This window comes from Rhizobacter sp. OV335 (genome assembly GCF_900142965.1).
In the GTDB taxonomy this organism is placed as follows: Bacteria; Pseudomonadota; Gammaproteobacteria; order Burkholderiales; family Burkholderiaceae_C; genus Rhizobacter.
The window spans coordinates 41,423-61,607 of record NZ_FRCQ01000002.1 but is presented as its reverse complement, the minus strand read 5'-3'; the positions used below and the strand labels follow the sequence as shown (position 1 = coordinate 61,607).

General features: G+C 69.2%; 16 protein-coding genes. 5 read left to right on the top strand and 11 right to left on the bottom strand.

The features are described from left to right. Window positions 1–68: 68 nt before the first annotated feature. The 5 genes from BUE42_RS02110 to BUE42_RS02090 form a co-directional block, all read right to left on the bottom strand. Complete coding sequence (locus tag BUE42_RS02110; RefSeq protein WP_073462460.1) at window positions 69–1,676, bottom strand: ABC transporter substrate-binding protein; 1,608 nt, start codon at window positions 1,674–1,676, stop codon at window positions 69–71. Window positions 1,677–1,761: 85 nt separating this feature from the next. Beyond that, window positions 1,762–2,739: an AEC family transporter gene (locus tag BUE42_RS02105; protein WP_073462459.1), complete on the bottom strand. Its 978-nt coding sequence runs from the start codon at window positions 2,737–2,739 to the stop codon at window positions 1,762–1,764. A 27-nt stretch (window positions 2,740–2,766) separates the two neighbouring features. After that, complete coding sequence (locus BUE42_RS02100; protein WP_073462458.1) at window positions 2,767–2,979, bottom strand: hypothetical protein; 213 nt, start codon at window positions 2,977–2,979, stop codon at window positions 2,767–2,769. Between the two features lie 108 nt (window positions 2,980–3,087). Further along, window positions 3,088–3,903 (bottom strand): phosphate/phosphite/phosphonate ABC transporter substrate-binding protein, encoded by an 816-nt coding sequence (locus BUE42_RS02095; protein WP_073462457.1) that lies wholly within the window; start codon window positions 3,901–3,903, stop codon window positions 3,088–3,090. Window positions 3,904–4,154: 251 nt separating this feature from the next. Then, window positions 4,155–6,830 (bottom strand): DNA topoisomerase III, encoded by a 2,676-nt coding sequence (locus BUE42_RS02090; RefSeq protein WP_073462456.1) that lies wholly within the window; start codon window positions 6,828–6,830, stop codon window positions 4,155–4,157. Between the two features lie 174 nt (window positions 6,831–7,004). Here BUE42_RS02090 and BUE42_RS02085 point away from each other — a divergent pair, with 174 nt between their 5' ends. Genes BUE42_RS02085 through BUE42_RS02075 form a run of 3 tightly spaced genes read left to right on the top strand, consistent with a single transcriptional unit; the run spans window position 7,005 to window position 9,143 of the window. Then, window positions 7,005–7,478, top strand: a complete 474-nt coding sequence (locus BUE42_RS02085; protein ID WP_056803783.1) for an SET domain-containing protein — start codon at window positions 7,005–7,007, stop codon at window positions 7,476–7,478. Between the two features lie 7 nt (window positions 7,479–7,485). Then, window positions 7,486–8,478, top strand: a complete 993-nt coding sequence (locus BUE42_RS02080) for a biotin--[acetyl-CoA-carboxylase] ligase (protein WP_073462455.1) — start codon at window positions 7,486–7,488, stop codon at window positions 8,476–8,478. Next, entirely contained in the window at window positions 8,478–9,143 is a 666-nt protein-coding gene (locus BUE42_RS02075) for a hypothetical protein (protein WP_073462454.1), read from the top strand. Before BUE42_RS02080 ends, BUE42_RS02075 begins: the two co-directional genes overlap by 1 nt. Window positions 9,144–9,179: 36 nt before the next feature. On the opposite strand, the gene BUE42_RS02070 is transcribed toward BUE42_RS02075, so the two are convergent. The 5 genes from BUE42_RS02070 to tkt form a co-directional block, all read right to left on the bottom strand. Next, window positions 9,180–10,985, bottom strand: a complete 1,806-nt coding sequence (locus BUE42_RS02070; protein WP_073462453.1) for a S8 family peptidase — start codon at window positions 10,983–10,985, stop codon at window positions 9,180–9,182. A 22-nt stretch (window positions 10,986–11,007) separates the two neighbouring features. Next, window positions 11,008–13,035 carry a S8 family peptidase gene (locus tag BUE42_RS02065; protein WP_073462452.1) on the bottom strand — a complete coding sequence of 676 codons (2,028 nt, stop codon included), beginning with the start codon at window positions 13,033–13,035 and terminating at the stop codon, window positions 11,008–11,010. Window positions 13,036–13,254: 219 nt separating this feature from the next. Then, the gene (gap, locus tag BUE42_RS02060) at window positions 13,255–14,253 is read right to left on the bottom strand and encodes a type I glyceraldehyde-3-phosphate dehydrogenase (protein WP_073462451.1); all 999 of its coding nucleotides are present in this window, start codon (window positions 14,251–14,253) and stop codon (window positions 13,255–13,257) included. A 38-nt stretch (window positions 14,254–14,291) separates the two neighbouring features. Beyond that, window positions 14,292–14,969 carry a TonB family protein gene (locus BUE42_RS02055; RefSeq protein WP_083613817.1) on the bottom strand — a complete coding sequence of 226 codons (678 nt, stop codon included), beginning with the start codon at window positions 14,967–14,969 and terminating at the stop codon, window positions 14,292–14,294. Window positions 14,970–14,972: 3 nt separating this feature from the next. After that, complete coding sequence (tkt, locus tag BUE42_RS02050; RefSeq protein WP_073462449.1) at window positions 14,973–17,030, bottom strand: transketolase; 2,058 nt, start codon at window positions 17,028–17,030, stop codon at window positions 14,973–14,975. Between the two features lie 92 nt (window positions 17,031–17,122). On the opposite strand from tkt, the gene speD reads away from it, so the two are divergent. Further along, window positions 17,123–17,485, top strand: coding sequence for an adenosylmethionine decarboxylase (gene speD / locus BUE42_RS02045; RefSeq protein ID WP_073462448.1), 363 nt, complete (start codon window positions 17,123–17,125; stop codon window positions 17,483–17,485). Continuing rightward, window positions 17,482–18,186: an N-acetylmuramate alpha-1-phosphate uridylyltransferase MurU gene (gene murU, locus BUE42_RS02040; protein ID WP_073462447.1), complete on the top strand. Its 705-nt coding sequence runs from the start codon at window positions 17,482–17,484 to the stop codon at window positions 18,184–18,186. The genes speD and murU overlap by 4 nt, the downstream gene beginning before the upstream one ends. On the opposite strand, the gene BUE42_RS02035 is transcribed toward murU, so the two are convergent. Further along, complete coding sequence (locus BUE42_RS02035; protein WP_073462446.1) at window positions 18,183–20,165, bottom strand: glycosyltransferase; 1,983 nt, start codon at window positions 20,163–20,165, stop codon at window positions 18,183–18,185. The two genes, murU and BUE42_RS02035, sit on opposite strands and share 4 nt — an antisense overlap. Between the last annotated feature and the right edge of the window lie 20 nt (window positions 20,166–20,185).

Genomic DNA, 20,185 nt, shown 5'->3' with positions numbered 1-20,185 from the left:
ATGCGTTCAGGCCGGACGGAGGTGAAGAACCTCCATCCAGCCCGTGCTTCAGGACAAGGAGGACCCGCTTATTTGGCGAGATCCACTTTGGTGAAGTAATGGTGCGCGGTCGCATCCATCTTGTAGCCGATCACTTCCTTGCGCACCGGATCGAAGCGCACCGAGTGGGCGATCGGGATCCACGGGGCTTCCTCGTGGGTGATCTCCTGGGCCTTCGAGTACAGCGCGGCGCGGTCGGACTGCTTCGTCACCGCCTTGGCCTTCTGCACCAGGTCCTCGAACTCCTTGTTGCACCAACGCGAGACGTTGCCGCCGCCCTTGACGGCCGAGCAGCCCAGCAGCGGCACGAAGAAGTTGTCGGGGTCGCCGTTGTCGCCGGACCAGCCGAACATCATCGCGTGCTGCTCGCCGGTCTTGCTGCGCTTGCGGTACTCGCCCCATTCGAAGGTGATCAGCTTGGTCTTCACGCCGATCTTTTCCCAGTCGGCCTGGATCAGCTCGGCCATGCGCTTGCCGTCCGGGTTGTACGGGCGGGTCACCGGCAGGTACCACAGCTCGACCTCGGTGCCGTTCGGGAAGCCGGCCTTGGCCAGCAGGTCCTTGGCCTTGGCCGGGTCATAGGCGTAGTCGGTGACCTTGTCGTTGTACGACCAGAGCGTCGGCGGGATCGGGTTCTTGGCCGGCTGGCCGGCACCCTGGAACACCGAGTCGAGGATCGCCTTCTTGTTGACGGCCATGCTCAGCGCCTGGCGCACCTGCTTGTTGTCGAACGGCTTCTTCTCGACGTTGAACGCGATGTAGCCGACGTTCAGGCCGTTCTGCTGCACCAGGTTGATGTTCGGGTCGGTCTTCATCAGCGCGACGTCGGCCGGCTTGGGGAAGGCCATCACATGGCATTCGCCGGTCTTCAGCTTGGCGTAGCGCACCGATGCGTCGGTGGTGATCGCGAACACCAGGTTGTCGATCTTCGGGCGGCCGCCCCAGTAGGCGTCGAAGGCCTTGTAGCGGATCACCGCATCCTTCTGGTACGAGACGAACTGGAACGGGCCGGTGCCCACCGGCTCGCGGTCGAGCGCCTCGGGCGTGCCGGCGGCCTTCATCTTCTCGCCGTATTCGGCCGACAGGATCGACGCGAAGTCCATTGCCATGTTGGCCATGAACGGCGCCTCGGCCTTCTTCAGCACGAACTTGACCGTCAGCGCGTCGACCTTCTCGACGTGGTCGACGATGTCCTTCATGCCCATGTCCTCGAAGTACGCGTAGGTCGCGCCCGGCTGGGTCTTGGCCAGCGGGTGGTTCGGGTCGGCCATGCGGTTGTACGAGAACAGCACGTCGTCGGCGTTGAAGTCGCGCGAGGGCGTGAACTTGGCGGTGCCGTGGAACTTGACGCCCTTGCGCAGCTTGAAGGTGTAGCTCAGGCCGTCGGCCGCGGCGGTCCAGCTTTCGGCCAGGCCCGGGATGATGTTGGTGGTGCCGGTGTCGAACTCGACCAGGCGGTTGAACATCGGCACCGACACCGCGTCGAAGGTGGTGCCGGTGGTGTAGTACTGCGGGTTGAAGCCTTCCGGGCTGCCCTCGGAGCAGTAGACCAGCGTCTTGGCCGCGAACGATGCGCCCGCGCAGGCCAGCAGGCAGGTGGCCGCAAGGGCCCGGAGGGGGAAGCCGCGAAGTTTCATGGGGGTGGGTCCTGAGAAGGGTTGTCCAACGTCTGAAGGAAAAGCGCCGCCTCGTGGGCAGCGCGGCGGATGATAGCGTGCTGGCCTAGGCCAGCAGACCGGGCAACCACAGCCACAGCGGTGCCGTCAGCATGTAGCCGCAGGTCGACAGCACGATCGCCGCGGTGGCCTCGGCTTCGAGCGCCGCGTAGCGCTGCGCGAAGATCAGCGCATTGCTGCCGATCGGCAGCGCCGCCGCCATCACCACCACGGCCAGCGGCAGCCCCGAGAGCGCGAAGCCCCAGTGGCCGACGACCAGCACCAGGGCCGGCAGCACCAGCAGCTTGAGCACCGAGATCACCACGGCACCGTGCACGGCGCCCTGGATCCCGTAGTACGCAAGGGACATGCCAATCAGCACCAGGCACAGCGGCACGACCGGCAGGCCGAGCTGGACCAGCACCTCGTCGAGCACCGCCGGCATCGCCAGGCCCGACAGGTTCCAGGCCAGCCCGGCGAGCACCGGCAGCGTCACCGGATGGATGATGGTGTTGCGGGCGGTCTTCGCGAGCGTGCGCCCCAGGTGGGCGCTCGAATGCCCCAGCCGGACGCGTTCGCGCGCCAGGTCGAGTTCGACCAGCGCGGTCAGCACCGTCAGCAGCGTCAGCGCATGCAGGCTGACGATCGCGACGTGGATGGACAGCCCGGCCTCGCCGAACAGCGCCGTGGCGAGCGGGATGCCGACCTGCACCGTGTTGCCGAAGCTGGCCGAGATCGCCCGCACGCTGGGCGCGGCCGTCACCAGCCCGCCGGGCCGCACGCGCGGCCGCTGCCAGGCGTAGACGCCGAGCAGCAGCACCAGCACCGGCACGAAGAACGCGAACAGCGTGCCCCACGGCATGCCGACGAGGTCGAGCCGCGAGGTGGTGCGAAACAGCAGCGCCGGCACGAACAGGTAGAACGCGGCGTTGCCCAGCACCCGGGCAGGGTCGTTGTCGCCCAGCCAGCGCAGGCGGCCGGCCAGGTAGCCGAGGGCGACGACGAGGAAGATGGCGAGGAGCTTGAAGAACACCGGCGACGACATCGCGCCAGTATCGATCAAGCCCTCGGGTCATCCGGGTGTTGCCGCGGCGGCGGGCGCGGGCGCGACCCGCTTGGTGGGCATGCTCACCCAGTAGACCTTGACGCCCCGACCGAGGGCGGCGCGATCGATCGAGGCCACCTTCTGCTGGTCGACCTCCTGGGTGGATCCCGGCAAGCCGCTGGCACAGGCGCCCAGCAGCAACACGGGCAGGACACTGAACGCACGAACAACACGCAGCATGGCGAGCTCCTCGGAAGACGTTACCGGCCTTCTGACATTAGGCTGCGCCGGGCTGCAGTTCAACCGGCACGAACCCGCAGCCCCCGCGGGCCGGCTTCGCCGGCGCGCTCAGAGCCCCAGCCAGGCCCCGATCGCCATCAGCGCCGCGTCGTCGTAGCGCACGAAGCCCTGGTACTTGGTCGGTTCGAGCTTCTTGCGGCCCTCGTCGGTGCCGTCGAGCCCGAGCAGGTACTCGCGCACCTTCTCGACCTGCTCGGCCGACAGGTTCGGGCTCGCGATGATGTGCTTGATCGGCACCGGCTTCGACTTGAACATCACCTTGCCGCCCTTGGCCAGCCAGTCCTTGACGACCGCGTTCGACGCCGTCGCGCCGGCCTGCGTCAGGTTGTTCTCGACGAAGAACGGCACCGCGTCCTGGTAGCGGGTGTAGGTGGTGGCCACCAGCTTGGGGTCGCCGATCGCATCGCGCAGCGTCGCACGCACCATCCACGCGGTGATCGAGTCCTCGTCCGGCGCGCCCAGCTTGCGGCCCTTCAGGTCGGCCAGCGCGGCGATCGGCGAATCGGCCTTCACCAGGAAGCTCGCGCGGTACTCGAGGAAGCCCTTGGTCACCGCGACCAGCTTGTAGCCCGGGTTCTTGATCGCCGCGATCGAGATGTGTGCCGGGTGCACCATCGCCAGGTCGTAGGTCTTCTCGGCCAGCCCGCGCTTGAGCGACGGGTAGTCGCCGATCGGCTCGATGCTGACCGGCTGCTTCAGGATCTTGCTCAGGTCGGCCGCGATCGCGGCGTACTTGGCCCGGATCTCTTCGGCCGGGACGCGGTAGGTCACGCCCTCGTTGACCGCAAAGACCAGGGCCTGGGCCCACGGCGCGCTGGCGAGCAGCGCCACGGCGGCCAGCCAACGGAAGTCACGCAGTTTCATTCGCAATCCCTGTTCCTGTGTTGGACGCTTGCGGCCTCCCACGACAGGGCCGCGCCGCCGCATCACCCCGGTGCCGACCGGCCGTCTGGTTGTGACGACCGGTAACCGCACCGAGTGTGTGCGCACTTGTAGTGCACGCAGTGTCGCACTACACAGGAGTCACAACATGCCGCTACGAGAGACTCGACGTGACAAATGTCGTGACAAGAGAACGAATGAATACCTACGAGTAACGTTCAGGCCGCCGCGGTTCAAGCCCCGTCGTCGGCCGCTTTCTTGCTCACCTTGCGGACTGCCTTCTTGGCGGGGGCTTTCGCTGCAGCGGCGGGCGCCTTGGCCTCGGCGGCCGGCGCGGCGGCTGCGGTCTTCGCGGCCGCACCCTTGGCCGGCGGCTTCGCGGCGCGCGGCTCGAACTCGAAGCTGACCTTGCCCTCCTTCTTGTCGAACGCCAGGAAGGCCTTGAACTTGCGCCGCGTCTTGTTCGAGACGAAGTTCTCCAGCAGGTCGGTCTTGCCGGTGGCGAGCAGCTTGCTCATCTGCTCGCGCGCCACCGGCTGCTGCAGGATGATCTTGCCGCTCTTGAAGTCGCAGGTGATGTGCGCGCCGACCGCGTGCTCGCAGACGTAGGAGCTGCCGAACTCGAACACCCGGCCCTGGCACTTCGGGCAATGGCCCAGGCTCTCCTGGTCGGAGAAGTCGACCGGCTCGCCGGCCTCGGCGTTCTTCGCGTCCTCGCCGAAATCGAACTCGAGCTTCCAGTTCTTGATCTCGTCGTCGAAGGCGAGCTTCAGCTCGGCGGTGAACGGCCAGCCGGCCTTCGAGCGGAAGCCCTCGAGCGGGCCGATCTTCTTGTCGGCGATGAAGCGCTCGACCTCGTCCAGCTCGAAGCTGCGCCCGCCGGGGATCTTGCTGATCGAGAAGCCGCAGCCGTTGTCCTCGGCCGGGCTGGTGCCGACGCAGGTGAAGCGGCGGTAGTTCTCCTTCACGACGCCGCCGCAGTTCGGGCAGGGCGTCTTCAGCGTCGCGTAGTCGCCGGGGATGGTGTCGCGGTCGTACTCCTTGGCCTTCGCGACGATGCGCTGCGTCATCGCGGCGATCTCGGCCATGAAGGTCTCGCGGCTGAGCTTGCCCTTCTCCATCTCGGACAGCTGGAACTCCCAGTTGCCGGTCAGCTCGGGCTTGGTCAGGTCCTCGACGCCCAGGCCGCGCAGCAGCGTGGTGAGCTGGAAGGCCTTGGCCGTCGGGATCAGCTCGCGGCCCTCGCGGTGCATGTACTTCTCGAGGATCAGCCCTTCGATGATGGCCGCGCGCGTGGCCGGCGTGCCCAGGCCCTTTTCCTGCATCGCCTCGCGCAGCTCGTCGTCGTCGATCAGCTTGCCGGCGCCTTCCATCGCCGACAGCAGCGTCGCCTCGCTGTAGCGCGCCGGCGGCCGGGTCTTCATCGGGTTGACCGCCACCTCTTCGGTGCGCACCATCTCGCCGGCCGCCACCGCCACCAGGTTGGCGTCGTCTTCCTGCGCTTCGCGGCCATACACCGCGAGCCAGCCCGGCTTCACCATCACCTTGCCGTTGGTCTGGAAGCTGTGCTCCTTGCCGGCCGCCTTCACGGTGCTGATGCGGGTGGTGACCATGAACTCGGCCGACGGGTAGAACACCGCGAGGAAGCGCTTGACGACCATGTCGTACAGCTTGGCCTCGACCTCGGTCAGGCTGCGCGGTGCCTGCAGCGTCGGGATGATCGCGAAGTGGTCCGACACCTTCGTGTTGTCGAAGATGCGCTTGTTCGGCTTGACGTAGCCTTCCTTCAGCGCCTTCGCGGCATGCGCCGACAGCGGGCGCAGCGGGCCCGGCATGTCGTCGGTGGCCAGCATCTGCATCGTGTCCTTCACGACGGCGACATAGTCCTCCGGCAGGTGCTTGCTGTCGGTCCGCGGGTAGGTCAGCACCTTGTGCTTCTCGTACAGCGCCTGCGCGATGCTCAGCGTGGTCTTCGCGCTGAAGCCGAAGCGGCCGTTGGCCTCGCGCTGCAGCGTCGTCAGGTCGTACAGGCCGGGCGCGCTCTGTGTGCTGGGCTTGGCCTCTTCGGTGACGCTGGCCGGCTGGCCCCGCGTGGCCTCGGCGATGGCGTTCGCATCGGCCGCGTTCCACAGGCGGTCGGCGCGCTGCTCGGCGTCGTCGGGGTTCTTCTTCCACTTCGGGTCGAACCACTTGCCGTCGTACTCGCCGGCCTGCGCCGCGAAAGTGGCCTTCAGCTCCCAGTAGTCGCGCGAGACGTGCTTGCGGATCTTTTCCTCGCGCTCGACGACGATCGACAGCGTGGGCGTCTGCACCCGCCCCACAGTGGTCAGGAAGAAGCCGCCGTCGCGCGAGTTGAAGGCGGTCATCGCCCGCGTGCCGTTGATGCCGACCAGCCAGTCGGCCTCGGAGCGGCTGCGCGCCGCCTGGGCCAGGCCCTGCAGGCTCTCGTCGCTGCGCAGGTTGTCGAAGCCGTCGCGGATGGCCGCCGGCGTCATGCTCTGCAGCCACAGCCGGCGCACCGGGTGCTTGCTCTTCGCGTGCTGCTGGATCAGCCGGAAGATCAGCTCGCCCTCGCGGCCCGCGTCGCAGGCGTTGATCAGGTCGGTGACGTCCTTTCGCTTGACCAGCTTGACGATCGCGTTCAGCCGCCCCTTGCTCTTGTCGATCGGGTTCAGATCGAAGTGCGGCGGGATCACCGGCAGGTTCGCGAAGCTCCACTTGCCGCGCTTCACGTCGAACTCCTCCGGCGCCTTGATCTCCAGCAGGTGGCCGACGGCGGAGGTCACGATGTGGTGCTCGCCTTCGAAGTACTCGTCATGCTTGTCGAACTTGCCCGCGGTGGGCGTCAACGCGCGCACGATGTCCTGGGCGACGGAGGGCTTCTCGGCAATGATCAGTGACTTGCTCATGGGACTTTCTGGTGATGGCTCGGCCGGGGTCGGCGCGTGCTCTCTACAATCCGGGCTTCTCGCGCGCATGCACGCATACGCATGCACGCGCGCGCACCCATGAATTCAATGTACCCAAAGAAATCGATGACGCAAGCCGGCACCGTCAAGTCCCCTCGGTCCAGATCGACCCCCGTGAAAGCCGCGGGCCAGGCGGCCGCCGCCGGCCGGCGCATCCAGGTGCGCCGCTCCGGCGTGCACGGCAAGGGCGTGTTCGCGATCGCCCCGATCGCCCGCGGCGAGGTCGTCATCGAGTACAAGGGCGAGGTCATTCCGTGGGAAGAGGCGCTGCGCCGCCACCCGCACGACCCGAAGGATCCGAACCACACCTTCTACTTCCAGCTCGACGGCGACATGGCGATCGACGCCAAGTACGGCGGCAACGCGGCGCGCTGGATCAACCATGCCTGCACGCCGAACTGCGAATCCGACGAGATCGACGGCCGGGTGTTCATCAAGGCCCGGCGCGCCATCAAGCCCGGTGAAGAACTGTTCTACGACTACGGCCTGATCATCGACGAGCGCTACACGCCGAAGCTGAAGAAGGAATACGAATGCCGCTGCGGCACCCGCAACTGCCGCGGCACGATGCTGGCCCCGAAGCGCTGAGGCTGCGATGAGCGACCACCCCGAAGACGACCCCCTCGATCCGACGCTGCCCGCGCCGACGCCGCAGCACTGGGGTGCCGAAGCGCTGTGGCAGCAGCTCGAGCCGCTGCTGCCGGGACTGAGCATCGAGGTGGTCGCGCGCATCTCGTCGACCAACACCGCACTGCTCGAGCGCGCCCGCGTCAACATGAGCGCGATCGACGAGGCCGCGGCCGAGCTGGTGCAGGTGCGCCGCAGCGTCGAGAGCGCCGCGTTCGGCCGGCGCGCCGCCGACGTGCAGCCCTGCCTGCTGGTGGCCGAGCACCAGACCGGCGGGCGCGGCCGCATGGGCCGGGTCTGGAAGGCCGCACCGGTCGCCTCGCTGACCTTCTCGCTGTCGCTGCCGATGAACCCGCCCGACTGGTCGGGGCTGTCGCTCGCGGTCGGCGTCGCGCTGGCCGAGGCGCTCGACCCGCGCGCCCCGGGCGACGCCGGCGCGCCGCGCATCGGCCTGAAGTGGCCGAACGACCTGTGGCTGATGGAGCCGGGCGCCGAAGGGGCCCGGATCGGCCGCAAGCTCGGCGGCGTGCTGATCGAGACGGTGGCGGCCGGCCCGCGGCGGCTGGCGGTGATCGGCATCGGCATCAACGTGCAGCCGATGCATGCCACCACCGAGCTGAACACCGGCTACGGCTGCGTGCAGGAGCTCGACTCCACGTTGACCGCGCCCGGCACGCTGGCCCGCGTGGCGCTGCCGCTGGTGAAGGCGTTGATCGAGTTCAACCGGCGCGGCTTCGGTGCCTTCGTCGACCGCTTCGCCACCCGCGACCTGCTGCGCGGCCGCGCCATCACGACGACGCAGGCCGACGTGGCCGAGGGCATCGCCGACGGCGTCAGCGCCAACGGCATGCTGCGCGTGAGCACCGCCGAGGGCACGCGCGAGGTCGGCAGCGGCGAGGTCAGCGTGCGCCTGACGCCGTCCGACGGCGGTGCGCCCGACCCGCAGGCCGAGGACGCCTGATGCTGCGCGCGATCGTGCTGTTGCTGCTGCTGGCGAACCTGGGCTTCTATGCCTGGACGCAGGGGCAGCTCGACGGCGTGGTCGGCGTGCGCGCGCAGGGCGACCGCGAGCCCGAGCGGCTGGCGCGCCAGGTGCGTGCCGACAGCGTGCGGATCCTGCCGGCGAGCGCCACCACGGCGCCGGCCGGTGGCCCCGGCGAGCCGGCGCTGGCCTGCCTGGAGGCCGGCCCGTACACGCCGGCGCAGATCAGTACCGCCGAGGCGGCGCTGCAGGCCGCGTTGCCGCCCGGCAGTTGGAGCAGCGTGAAGAACGAGCTGCCGGCGGTCTGGATGGTCTACATGGGCAGGTACCCGAACCGCGAAGGCCTGCAGAAGAAGGAAGACGAGCTCAAGCGGATGAAGGTGCCGTACGAGGAGCTGCGCAACGCGCCCGAGTTCGAGGTCGGCCTGTCGCTCGGCCGGTTCGACAACAAGGATTCGGCCGACAAGGCGTTGACCGAGTTGACGCAGCGCGGCGTGCGCACGGCCCGTGTCGCGCAGTTGTCGGCACCCGGCGTGAGCCACGCGCTGCGCATCCCGCGCGCCGACGACGCGCTGTGGGCGCAGGTGATGGCGCTGAAGTCCGACGCGCTGCTGGGGCGGCCCTTCGGCAGCTGTTCGAAATAAGCCCCGACCCTTCGACAAGCTCAGGGCGAGCGGTGTTCAGGCCGAATGGTGTTTGCGCCGCAGCGCGGCCACCGCCGCCAGCAGCCCCAACAGCCAGCCGAACCCCAGCGCACCGCCACCGCTGTCGCCCGGCGGGTTGATCGGCGGATCGTTCGGATTGCCCGGGTTGTCGCTCCCCCCATTCGCCGCCAGATCCTGCCCCTGCGCCGCCGCGGCCCGCAGTGCCGGCGTGTTGATCACCACCGACGACCAGTTCGGCGCGGTGTAGCCGGTCGGGTTCGCCGCATACACCAGTGCCTGTGCCGCATCCATCAAGCCGGCGCCGCAGGTGCTCGTCGTGCAGATGCAGCGCCCCGGGTTCGAATTCGCGCAGGCCCCGACCACCGGCGACGTGACGTGCGGCCGCGCGCTGCGCTTGAGCCCGTCGATCAGCTGCGCGGTCGTCAGGTTGGGGTTCACGCTGACCATCAGGCTCAGCACGCCGGACACCAGTGGGGTCGAGAAGCTGGTGCCGAACACGTTGACGTAGTTGCCGGTGCCGGGCGTGCTGAAACCGCTGTTGCTGATCGTCAACAGCCCGTCGTCGTTGACCGTGCTGCCCCAGTTGCCGATCTGCGACGTGTCGCCACCGACCGTCGCGATCTGGATGCTCGGGCCGAAGTTCGAGTAGCTGGCCTTGAAGCCGTCGCGGTTCACCGCGGCAACGCCGACCACGCCGCTGCAGTTGGCCGGGCGCGTCACGCCACCGCTTTCATTGCCGGCCGGCGCGACGACGACGGTCTTCACCGCGGCCACATCGTCGATGGCGCTCTGGTACGCCTGATTGCACGCGTTGCTGCCACCGAAGCTCAGGTTGATCACGCGGGCCGGGTGCGGGTTGACGGGGATCGTGTTGTTGCTGCCGTCGAGCACCTGCAGGCCGGCGGCCCAGCGCATGCCGTCGACGATGTCGCCGACCGTCGCGCCGCACTTGCCGGAGATGCGCACTGGCAGCACCCGGCTGGTCCAGTTGACGCCGGCCACGCCGACGCCGTCGTTGCTGGCCGCGGCCGCGATGCCGGCCGTCGTCGTGCCGTGCCACGAGCTGTCTTCGACGCCGCAGCCGGCAAAGTCGGGGCTGCTGAGGTCGGCTTGCGTGACCCAGTCGCCCGGATCGCTCGGGTCAGTGTCCCAGCCGTTGCCATCGTTCGAATACGCGAGTTCCGAGACGAAATCGCGGCCCGGCCAGTAGCGCGCGGCCGACAGGTCGGGGTGCGTCGTGACGCCCGAATCGAGGATCGCGATCGTGACCGCAGCGTTGCCGGTCGTCGTGTCCCACGCGCCCTGCACGCCGGGCACGCCGCGCATCCGGTCGCTCGCCACGTTCGCGTCCGATCCGCTGACCGGCTGCAGCCACCACTGTCCGGTGGTGCTGACCGTCTTCGGGAAGCGCGGGTCGGTCGGCAGCGCCAGCCGGCGCTCGATGTCATTCGGGACGACCCACTCGACCTCCGGCTGCGCGCGCAGCCTGGCGGCCAGCGTGGCCGCCTCGCCGGCCGACAGCACGTGGTCGAAATCCACCCGCTGCGCCGCGCGCCCGTTCGGCGAGATCTTCAGCGCGGCGAGGCCGGCGGTCCGCATCACGCCCTGCAGCCGTTCGGTGCCCACCTTCGTGGTGCCGAGGGCCGCGGCCTGTTCGTGCGACGGCGCATCCTTCAGCTTGACCAGCAGCCCGAGCGCGCGGGGCGCTTTCGATGTGACTGTCAGGGACCGTTCCGGCTGGGGCGAGGCGGCAGCGGCGTGGCCGGCGGCCAGGGCCCCGAGCACCGCGAGGGCGCTGGGGAGTGTCAGAAAGTGGCGCATGGGTGTCTCCGTCGAGCGGAGATCATGCCCCAAGGCGAGGCGTCGAGTTGTGTGCAAGGGTCTGGCGGCGGGCGGCGCGATGGCGCGCGCGCGACGACGCCTGCAGCGCCAGCACCGCCGCCAGCAGGCCGGCCAGCCACGGCCAGCCGAGGGCGCCACCGCCGCTGTCGCCGCTGGAGGTGGAGGGCGTCGTGGCCGGGGTTGTCGGCGTGCCGGGCCGTCCCGGCGTCGTGGCTGCATTGACCGTGACCGACGCGGTGCTGGTGGCCTGCGCCGCGGCGTCGTCGGTGACGGTCAGGCTCACGGTGACGCTGCCGGCCGCCGTTGTCGCGACCGTCGCGGTCGCGGCATTGGTCGCGCTGGTGAAGCTGGCGATGCCGCTGCCGGCGGTCAGCGCCCACTGGTAGCCGGTGATCGCATGGCCGGCCGGTGCCGACGAGCCGCTGCCGTCGAACGTGACCGAGGAGCCTGCCGTCGTGCTGGCCGAGCTGGTGTCGATGCGCGCCACCACCTGGGCCACGGCCGCCACCGCCGCGCCGGCGTCCAGCAGCCCGGCGCCGCAGGTGGTCTTCGTGCAGTAGCACTCGGCGCTCTGCGCGGTCGCCGTCGGCGCATGGCAGGCCACCACGCCGGCGGCTGCGCCGGTGGTCGGGAACGCGCGCGCGGTGCTCTTCAGCACGCTGATCGCCTGGGCCGGCGTCAGCGCCGGGTCGGCCGAGAACATCAGGCCGAGCGTGCCGGCCACCAGCGGTGTCGAGAAACTGGTGCCGAGCGACGGGTTGGCGCTGTCGGTGTAGGTGCTGGTGCCCGGCGTGGTGCTGCCGGTGTTGGTGGTCGTCAGGATCGGATAGAGACACGCGCCGCTGGTGTTGACGCAGTTGCCGGCGGGCGCGGCGATCGTCAGCTCCGGCCCGAGGCTCGAGAAGCCGACCTTGCTGCCGGTGTGGCGCACGCCGGCCACGCCGACGACGCCGGGGCAGTTGGCCGGCACGTTGACCGCCAGGCCGTCGTTGCCGGCCGCCGCGACGACGACGACGCCGGCAGCGGTCAGTTCGGTCATTGCGTCCTTGTAGGCCTGCGAGCAGGTGCCCGACCCGCCGAGGCTCAGGCTCAGCACCTTGGCCGGGTTGGTGTTGACCGGCACGCCGGACACCGTGAAGCCGGCGGCCCAGCGCATCGCCGCGATGATGTCGCTGTCGTCGCCGCCGCACTTGCCGAGCACGCGCACCGGCAGCAGCTTCACGTCGCGCCCGATGCTGGCCATGCCGCTGCCGTTGTTGGTCGATGCGCCGACCAGGCCGGCCGTCTGCGTACCGTGCCAGCTGCTGCCTTCGGCGCCGCAGCCGGCGAAGTCACCGCTGGCGTCCTCGGCCGACGTGATCCAGTCGCCGGGGTCGCTCGGGTCGTTGTCGCGGCCGCTGCCGTCGTTCGCGGTCGCCGCATCGCTGACGAAGTCGTAGCCCGGCAGCAGTTTGTTGGTGAGCTCGGGGTGGTCGGGGCGGATGCCGGTGTCCAGCACCGCGACGACGACGCTGCTGCTGCCGGTGGTGATCGCCCAGGCCGTCTCGGCATTGATCGCCGACACCACGCTGCTGGTGGATGCGCGCAGGTACCACTGGCCGACGGACGGCGACACGGATCCACCACCCAGATACAGCGGATCGTTCGGCGCCGCGAACGCGCGGCGGCGGCCGTCCGGCACGGCGTACTCGACATCCGACAGCGCCGACAGGCGCGCCGCCAGCTCGGCCGAGCTGAGCCCGCTCGCCTTCACGACCTGGCTGCGCGTGGTCAGCGCGTGGCCGTCGCTGAGCGCGAGGCCGAGCCGCTGCGACAGCGTCTGCGCCTGTTGCGGCGCGGCCTGCGTGCTGCCGCCGGCGACCGACAGCGCCCGCATCGCACTCGAATCGGCCTTGAACTTGACGATCACCCGCGCCTGCAGCTCGGCGGGGATCTTGCGCACGGTGGGCGCCTGTTCGGCGGCCGATGCGGCCGGCGCGAGCGCCAGGGCCAGCAGCGAGGCGATGCAGCAGGAGATGAGTCGCTTCATGGGACAACCTGGAGGGGCTCGCGGCCCGGAACGGCCAGTGTAGGCAGCGGCGGTGTGTCCAGGGGTGAACCGGACATCGGCTGACACGCTTGGAGACAACTCTGCCCCGCAGGGCGTGCACATTCAACGGATGGCAACACATCGGTCGCTGCACGGCAGGCGGCCGGCCATGAAAAAGGCCTCCCGTGGGAGGCCTTCCAGCGGCAATCGCGATGGCGATTATTTCGAAATCACGCGGACCATCTCGAGCACCTTGTTCGAGTAGCCCCATTCGTTGTCGTACCAGGCCACCAGCTTCACGAAGGTGCTGTCGAGCGCGATGCCGGCATCGGCGTCGAAGATCGAGGTGCGGGCATCGCCGCGGAAGTCGGTCGCGACGACCTTGTCCTCGGTGTAGCCGAGGATGCCCTTCAGCGCGCCTTCGGACTGCGCCTTGAACTCGGCGCAGATCTCCTTGTAGGTCGCTTCCTTGTTCAGCTCGACCGTCAGGTCGACCACCGAGACGTCGGAGGTCGGCACGCGGAACGACATGCCGGTGATCTTCTTGTTCAGCTCGGGGATCACGACGCCGACGGCCTTGGCCGCGCCGGTCGACGACGGGATGATGTTCTCGAGGATGCCGCGACCGCCGCGCCAGTCCTTGTTGCTCGGGCCGTCGACGGTCTTCTGCGTCGCGGTGGTGGCGTGCACCGTGGTCATCAGGCCGCGCTTGATGCCCCACTTGTCGTTCAGCACCTTGGCGAGCGGGGCCAGGCAGTTGGTGGTGCACGAGGCGTTGGAGATGATGTCCTCGCCCTTGTAGGTCTTGTCGTTGACGCCGAACACGAACATCGGCGTGTCGTCCTTCGACGGGCCGGTCATCACGACCTTCTTGCCGCCGGCGGCGATGTGCTTGGACGCGGTCTCCTTGGTCAGGAAGATGCCGGTGCCCTCGACGATGATGTCGGCGCCGACCTCGCCCCACTTCAGTTCGGCCGGGTCCTTCACGGCGCTCAGGCGGATCTTCTTGCCGTTGACGATCAGCGTGTTGCCGTCGACCGCCACCGTGCCGTCGAAGCGGCCGTGCACCGAGTCGTACTGCAGCATGTAGGCGAGGTAGTCGGGCTCGAGCAGGTCGTTGATCGCGACGACCTCGATGTCCTTGAAGTTCTGGACGGCCGCGCGGAACACCATGCGCCCGATGCGGCCGAAGCCGTTGATGCCGATCTTGATGGTCATGAGATCTCCTTGGGGTGAAGCTGAGCGACGGCCGTCGATCAGTTGATTTTGAAACTGAATGCCCGGTCGACCGAGAAAGGATCGCCCGGTTTGAACTTGTAGGCCAGCATGGCCGCCATGGCGATCGCATCGAGCTTGGTATCGCCGGATGATTGCAGCATGCTGACCATCTCCACCGAGCCCGAGTCGTTCACGCGGGCCCGCAAGTTGGTGGTGCCCTCAAAGGCATATGCCAGATGCACGCCAGGAATCTCGGGGGCATGGATCAACCTCTCCGCGATGGCGGCGGCAACCGTGGCCGGATCGGCGCGAGCCAGGCTCTCCGCATTCCAACTGAGCACCGCGGTGTCCTGGTAGCGGCGTCCCTTGTCACGCTCCCATTCGAACCCTTTCGGCAGGTGGTAGCGCGACGAATTCACTCTTTCGACCACGGCCGCGTCGATGATCTCGTCGCCACTGCCCTGATAGACGCAGTCGATCGCAACCTTGCCTGATGCATCGATCAAGTGGTACTGGAAGCCGACGGTACCTTCATGGCCGGCAGCAAACGCCGCCTCCGGGTACTTGAAGGCCGGTCCGCTTCGGCGAGCGAGCGAAGGCACGTCCAGCATCGACGCGCAGCGTGTTGGCGCGGCCTGCCCCCACGCAGCACTCACGAAGAGCAGGCTTGCCATGCCGGAGAACGTTGCCCACCGACGCTTGTCGACCGCATCCATCACTTACTTGCCCAGCACGACACGCACCGTGTCGGCCACGTTCTCCGGCGTGAAATGGAAGTGCTTGAACAGCACCGGTGCCGGGGCCGATTCGCCGAAGGTGTCGATGCCGACCACCGCGGCGCAGCCGTACTTCCACCAGCCGTCGCTGACGCCCATCTCGACCGCGATGCGCGGCACGCCCTGCGGCAACACGCTGGTCTTGTAGGCGGGGGCCTGGCGGTCGAACACCGAGGTGCTGGGCATGCTGACCACGCGCACCGCGATGCCGCCGTTCTCGGGCTTCGCGAGCAGCTGCTGCGCATGCAGCGCGAGCTGCACTTCGGAGCCGGTGGCGATGATCACCGCCTGCGCCTTCTTCTTCAGGCCCACCTCGCTCGGCTCGGCCAGCACGTAGCCGCCTTTCGCGATGGTGTCGACGGCGGCCTGCGGCTCGCCGGCCGCGAATTCGGCCTTCGGCGCGTACGGCAGGTTCTGGCGCGACAGCAGCAGCGCGCTCGGGCGTCCCGAGTTGCCGATCGCGGCGCCCCAGGCCACCGCGGTCTCGGCGGTGTCGGCCGGGCGCCAGACGTCCAGGCCCGGGATCAGGCGCAGCGCCGCGGCATGCTCGACCGACTGGTGGGTCGGGCCGTCTTCGCCGAGACCGATGCTGTCATGCGTGAACACGTGGATCACGCGGATCTTCATCAGCGCCGCCATGCGGATCGCGTTGCGGCTGTAGTCGCTGAAGGTCAGGAAGGTGCCGCCGTACGGGATGAAGCCGCCGTGCAGCGCGATGCCGTTCATGACGGCGGCCATGCCGAACTCGCGCACGCCGTAGTTGATGTGACGCCCGCCGTTCGGCGAGCCGTCGGCTTCCATGCGCAGCGGCGGCGTGCTGCTGGTGTTGGTCAGGTTCGAGCCGGTCAGGTCGGCGCTGCCGCCGAGCAGTTCGGGCAGCGCCTTCGTGAACGACTCCAGCGCGATCTGGCTGGCCTTGCGGCTGGCCACGTTCTCGGCCTTCGCGTTGGCGGCCACCGCGGTGTCGAGCAGCAGCTGCGGGAAGTTCTTCGGCAGCTCGTGGTCCATGCGGCGGATGAACTCGACGGCCAGCTCCGGGAACGCCTTCGAATAGGCCTCGAACGCGTCGACCCACTGCGTCTCGGCGGCCAGGCCGTCGGCGCGGCTGTCCCACTGCTCGTAGGCCTGCTCCGGGATCACGAACGGCTCCCAGGTCCAGCCGAGGGCCTCGCGGGTCAGCTTGATCTCGTCGGCGCCCAGCGCCTCGCCGTGCGCCTTCGAGGTGCCGCCGCGGTTCGGCGAGCCCTTGCCGATGGTCGTCTTGCAGCAGATCAGCGTCGGCTTGTCGGCCTTCTTGGCCGCGGTGATCGCGGCATCGACCGCGGCCGAGTCCTGGCCGTCGACGGCGGCGATCACGTTCCAGCCATAGGCCTCGAAGCGCTTCGGCGTGTCGTCGATGAACCACGGCGCGACCTTGCCGTCGATCGAGATGCCGTTGTCGTCGTACAGCGCGATCAGCTTGTTCAGGCGCCAGGCGCCGGCCAGCGCGGCGGCCTCGTGGCTGATGCCTTCCATCAGGCAGCCGTCGCCGAGGAACACATAGGTGTGGTGGTCGACGATCGCATGGCCGTCGCGGTTGAATTCCTTGGCCAGCAGCTTCTCGGCCAGTGCCATGCCGACGGCATTGGTGACGCCCTGGCCGAGCGGGCCGGTGGTGGTCTCGACACCCGGGGTGTAGCCCACTTCGGGGTGGCCGGGGGTCTTGCTGTGCAGCTGGCGGAAGTTGCGCAGCTCGCTCATCGGCAGGTCGTAGCCGGTCAGGTGCAGCAGCGCGTACAGGATCATCGACGCGTGGCCGTTGCTCAGCACGAAGCGGTCGCGGTTGGCCCAGTGCGGGTTGGCCGGGTTGTGGCGCAGGTGGCGGCCCCACAGTGCGACCGCCATGTCGGCCATGCCCATCGGGGCGCCCGGGTGGCCGGAATTGGCCTGCTGGACGGCGTCCATCGCCAAGGCGCGGATGGCGTTCGCCATCAAGGTGGTGTCGTGGGCGAGGGCAGTCATGCCGGGCGGCTCCTGGGGTTGGGTTCGGGACGATCGCGTCGGGGCGCGGGGGCGGAAGCGGCGCATTTTAGGCGCCACCGATAATCCTGCCGATGCAAGGCCTGCACCTCACCGCCGACCTGCGCGGCTGCGCCCCCGGCAACCCCGCGATGACCGAGCCCGACGCGCTGCGGCGGCGCTGCCTCGCGGCCGTCGCGGCCGCCGCGCTGCAGCCGGTCGGCGAGCTGTTCCACCGCTTCCCGGCGCCGGGCGGCGTGACCGGCGTCGTGCTGCTGGCCGAATCGCACCTCGCGGTGCACACCTGGCCGGAGCTGGGCGGGGTGACGCTGGACGTCTACGTCTGCAACCTCGGGGCCGACAACTCGGCCAAGGCGCATGCGCTGCTCGAGGCGCTGCTCGGGGTGTTCGAGCCGGCGCGGGTCGAACGCCAATCGCTGCTGCGGGGCGCCGCATGAAGGCCATCATCCTGGCCGCCGGCCGTGGCGAGCGCATGCGGCCGCTGACCGATGCGACGCCGAAGCCCCTGTTGCCGGTGCACGGCAAGCCGCTGATCGAATGGCACCTGGCGGCGCTGGCGCGCGACGGCGTGCGCGAGGTGGTGATCAACACCGCATGGCTGGAGGAGCAGATCCCCGCCGCGCTCGGCGATGGCAGCCGCTGGGGCCTGCGCATCCGCTACTCGATGGAAGGGCGCGACCACGGCGGCGCGCTGGAGACCGCCGGCGGCATCGCGAAGGCGCTGCCGCTGCTGGTCGACCGGCCGGACGAGTGCTTCTGGGTTGTCTCGGGCGACATCCACGCCCCCGGCTTCCGCTTTGACGCCGAGCAAGGCGCGCGCTTCGCCGCCGGGTCGCTGCTGGCGCACCTGTGGCTGGTGCCCAACCCGGCGTTCCATGCGAAGGGTGATTTCGGGCTCGATGCCGAAGGCTTCGGGTTGGCCGACGCCGCCGGGCCCGACGGCCTGCGCTGGACCTACGCCAACCTCGCGCTGTGCCGCGCGTCGCTGTGCGCCGGCATCGCGCCGGGCACGAAGGCGGCGCTCGGCCCGCTGCTGTTCGCCGGCATGCGCGAGCGGCGCATCAGCGCCGAGGTGTGGCGCGGCGCGTGGGAGAACGTCGGCACGCCCGCCCAACTCGACGCCTTGAACGGCCCCTAGTTCGACCTGCGCATCGCGTCCACCAGCTGCGCCGTTGCCGCCGTCCAGGACTTGGTGGGCAACAGGCGATCGAGGTGCCGGCGGAAGGCACTGCGGTCGATCGCGTCGCCGGCAGCAAGGCGCGACATCGCTTCGACCAGCGCGTCGAAGTCGGGTTCGCGATAGTGTGCCGGCCGGCCCGGTTCGTCGCCGTCGCGGCTGAGCAGCCTGCTGGGCAGGCGAGTCGCCACTGTCGGCGGGCAGAAGTCATCCGTCGAGCCGCCGTCGGTCACGATCACCGGCACCGCGCAGGCCAGCGCCTCCAGCACCGGCAGGTTGAACCCCTCGGCACGGTAGGGCGAGACATAGCCATCGGCCACGCCATAGAGCCCGGCCAGACGGGTCTGAGACAGATTGCTGCCAACCAGCGCAATGGCGTCGATCGTTTCGGCCGTGAAGAGGGCAGGATGCCGGTTCGACAGGTCGCGCAGGGTGTTCTCGGCTGTCGTGACGGCGTAGACCGCCCGTTGGTCCTTGAGAATCAGCCGGATATCGCGGCGACGCTGCCGCAGCGTGGCGAAAGCCAGCATCAACAGGTCGACGCCCTTGTTCCAGAACGCCGCGCCGAGGTTCAGGAACACGATCTCGTGCTCCCGCAGAGCCAGTTGGCGGCGCCATTCGGCGCGCTGCAACGGCTCGAGCGGCGCGAACACCTCGCGGTTGACGCCGCAGGTGACGATGTCGATGTCGTCGGCGTCCAGCCCCTCGTCGACCAGGCGCTGCTTGGACCACAGGCTGGAAGTGACGACGCGGTTGCCGCCCGCCGTGAAGCGGCGGATGTCCATGCGGCCGTCCGCGAAGTTCGCTTGCGTCAAGCCGCACTCGGTGACCATGTAGGTGAAGGTCCTTCGCGAGTCGTGCAGCTGCGGCGCGGCGAACGGTGAGCTGATGCGGTAGACGCCGTCCGCGGCTGCACCTTCGGGCACCACAGGCACTGCGTCGATCTTCGCCTGCTCGGCCGGCTCGAATCCCGCAGGCACCGTGCGCGGGTTCCAGTGCCCGAGCGCGAAGGGCAGGTCGCGGCAGCTCAGCACGACATCACGTCGCCGCAGCAGTTCGAGGATCTGGCACTGGTGGATCAGCGCGAACGAGTGGTTGATGCCGCGCCAACCCTCGACCACCAGCTGCATCGGCGGGGCATCCCCGGGGTCTTGCTCCGCATCCGCCCCACCATCGGCTCGCACCGGCACGACCTGCCCCAGCCCGGCCAGGCGCCCCTCGAACGCCAGCCGCCCGACCGCGATGCGCAACTCCGGTCGGGCCGGCTCCGCCGCCAGCATCTCGCGGGTGATGTCCAGCGCCCGGAGGGTATCCCCGCTCGCCTCCAACGCGACGACAAGGTTGGAGCGGGCCGTTGGCATCCCGGGCTGCAGCGCCAACGCGCGCTCGAAGGCCTGCACAGCCTGCGCAGGTCCCTGCTGCGAAAAAGTCACGTACCCGGCGAACAGGTGGAAGTCGGCACGGTCGGGGTGGAACTCGATCGCACCGCGCATCACCGCCGACGCACCGGCCAGATCGCCCTGCTCGTACAGCAAACGGCACAACGGCGCGCAGGCGGGCGCAAAGCTGGGTTGGGCCTGCAGCGCGGAGCGGTAGTACGCGATGGCCTGCGCCGGCCGGCCCGCTGCCTGCGCCAGCTCGCCCAGCAGGTAGAGAGGGTCTGCCGATCGCGGCGCCAGCCGGGCTGCGGTGGCCAGAACCGACTGTGCCTCGGCGTTGCGGCCCGCCTCCTTGAGGGCGCCCCCCCACGCCGTGAAGACCTCCGCATCGGTCGGATCGTGCTCGGCGAAGCGTTGGTACAAGCGAGCCGCATCAGCCAGCCGCCCCTCGCCGAGTGCCTGTGTGGCCGATCGCCTCAAGGCGGCGGGGTCGTCATCGGTCACAGGGAGCGTCGCTGCGGGCGCCACGCGGCCGTCCAGGCCCTTGAGAAACTTGAACATGGCGCAAGCCGGCGATCGGG